We start from the raw sequence: 2744 nt of genomic DNA on the forward strand, positions 1-2744 counted from the left end.
GGCCGGCAGCGCCGGCGTCGGCATCCCACGGCCGGAGAGGGCGCGCGGCACCAGGACCGTGGTGGGCAGCGTGACGTCGGCGACGGTGCCGCGGTCGGCGGCCGGCCGCAGCTCGACCTTGACGCCGTGCCGGGAGGCCAGCCGGGCGACCACGACGAGGCCCATCATCCGGGAGACCGCCACGTCCACCTGCGGCGGCGTGGCGAGCCGCTCGTTGAGGTCGCGCAGCTGCTCGGAGCTGATACCGATGCCGCGGTCCTCCACGTAGAGCGAGGCGCGGTCACCGACCCGACGGGCCTCGACCATGACGCTCGAGTCCGGCGGCGAGAAGGCGGTGGCGTTGTCGAACAGCTCGGCGACGAGGTGCACCAGGTCGTTGACCGCGTGCGCGGCGACCTCGATGTCCCGGTCGATGACCCCGAACTCGATCCGGGTGTAGTGCTCGACCTCGGACTGGGCGGCGCGGAGCACGTCGATCAGGGCGGCCGGCTCACGCTGCACCCGGGTGGAGTCCGCGCCGGCGAGGACCAGCAGGTTCTCGTCGTTGCGGCGCATCCGGGTGGCCAGGTGGTCGAGCTGGAACAGCTCGGCCAGCCGGTCCGGATCCTCCTCGCCGCGCTCCAGCCGGTCGAGGTGGCCGATCAGCCGGTCGACCAGGATCTGCGAACGGCGGGCCAGGTTGACGAACATGGTCGCGACGGAGGCGCGCAGGGCGGCCTGCTCGGCCGCGGTGCGGACGGCCTCCAGGTGGACGGCGTTGAACGCCTCGGTCACCTGGCCGAACTCGTCCTTGCTGCGGACCGGCAGCGGTTCGGCGATCTGGTTGGCGAGCTGCACCGGGGAGAGCTGGCCGGTCACCTGCGGGTCGCGCAGTCGGGCCACCGCCTGGGGCAGGCCGTACTGGGCCACCGAGAGGGCGCCCTGACGCAGGTCACGCAGCGAGCGGGCCATGGACCGGGCGACCAGGTAGGCGAAGAGGATGGCCAGCAGCAGCATGGTGAGCAGCAGGCCGGTCTCCAGGAACACCTGGCGCTGCGTGTCCGACCGCAGCTCGTCGGCCTGCCGGACCACGTTGCCGTCGAGCCGGGACTCGACCGTGCGGATCAGCTTGGCGTAGCCGACCATCGCCTGGTCCCACTGGTCCGGGCCGAACGGCGCGTTCTTCATCGAGCCGCTGGTGTTCGCCGAGATGAAGCCGGACAGGTTCTCGGCCTTGCGCAGGTCGGGTCCCTCGACCGTCTGGTCGAAGAACTCGGCGTCGGCCGGGGTGGCCACCGACCGGAACGTGGCGAGGGCCTGCGCCTGGGCGGTGCCGCTGGCGATGAACTGCTCGCGCAGTGCCGGGCTGTACTGCCCCTGGGTGAGCGCCTGGTGCACGACCACCCGGCGCTGGGCCAGGTATTCCTTCTGCCGGGCGACCGTCGCGGCGGCACGCATCCGGTCGCTCAGGTCGTTGTCACCGGCGAGCTGGGTGGCCGAGTCACGGATCGAGAGCAGGTCGTTGATCAGGCGCTCGTACGCCTTCTCCGCCTCGTCGATCTTGAGCTTGCCGTTCAGCACCTGGCTGCGGGTGGCCGGCAGGTCCTTGAGCTGGTCGTCGATCTCGTCCAGCCGGGCCTCGAAGTTGCGCGGCAGGTCGTCGATCTCGCCCCGCTGGCGCAGGTAGGGGCCCTTCGCCTGGTCGACCCGCTGGTTGGCCCGGTTGTACGCCTCCTGGTACTGCGCCCGGGTCTGGAGTTCCTTCGCACCGAGGAAGAGCACCGAACCGACCCGCTCGTCCTGCATGGTGTCGGCCAGGTCACCCGAGTAGCCGATCAGGCTGGCGAGATCGCCGGCCCGGTTGGCATTGTTGAGCGTCTCCAGGTGGTCGACCAGACCGCTGGTGCCCACCACGACCGTGGCGATGGTCGGCACGATCATGATCAGACCGAGCTTGGACCAGATCGGCATGTCGCGCAGCCGACTCGCCGGCCGGCGCAGCCGCGACAGGAAGGAGCCCGCCGTCGTTGGCCGTTTGCTCACGTCACCGCCCTCGCAAAACCGCGTCCGACGTCACCTGCGGGCAACGCCGAGCGACCGACCCGGCGGGTCGGACCTCCGAGATTCCATCACGCCGCCTCGCAAAGAGAAAGCCCAGGTTGTCCCTCGCCGGAGGTGTGATGAGATGTTGATGCAATTTGATAGCAATCCGTCTGGCCGGAGTCACTGAAGGTAATGGAACACCCGCATCGCGTCGTCCTGCTCGCCGGGCCCTCCGGCTCGGGAAAGTCGTACATTGCCCAACGAACCGGACTTCCGGTGCTGTGCCTGGACGACTTCTACAAGGACGGCGATGACCCTACGTGTCCGCGTCGAAACGGACAGGTGGACTGGGAGTCCCCCTTGTCCTGGGATGCGGACACGGCGGTGGAAACAATTGCCCGACTGGCCCGGGAGGGCAAGGCCGAAGTGCCGGTTTATGCGATCGGCGCGGACCGGCGGGTGGCCACCCGGCCATTCGACGTCGACGGATCGCCAATCTTCGTCGCCGAAGGGATCTTCGCCGCCGAGATCGTCGCCGAGTGCCGTCGCCGGGGGTTGCTCGCCGGGGCGTACGCGCTGCGCCGCCCGCGTGGCGCGACCTTCCTGCGCCGGCTCGCCCGCGATCTCGCCGAGCAGCGCAAGGCCCCCCGCGTGCTGGTCCGGCGCGGGATCACCCTGCTGCGGACCGAGCCGGCCGTGCTGCGCCGGCAGACCGGGCTGGG

General features: G+C 70.4%; 2 protein-coding genes. One reads left to right on the forward strand and one right to left on the reverse strand.

The window, feature by feature from the left end:
- Positions 1–2022 (reverse strand): sensor histidine kinase (locus HUW36_RS30140; RefSeq protein ID WP_174531192.1); only part of this gene is annotated, 2022 nt, incomplete at its 3' end.
- Between the two features lie 192 nt (positions 2023–2214).
- On the opposite strand from HUW36_RS30140, the gene HUW36_RS30145 reads away from it, so the two are divergent.
- On the forward strand, positions 2215–2744 hold a 530-nt coding region (locus HUW36_RS30145), incomplete at its 3' end, for a uridine kinase family protein (RefSeq protein ID WP_174531193.1).

Source organism: Micromonospora maritima, assembly GCF_902825405.1.
GTDB lineage: Bacteria > Actinomycetota > Actinomycetes > Mycobacteriales > Micromonosporaceae > Micromonospora > Micromonospora maritima.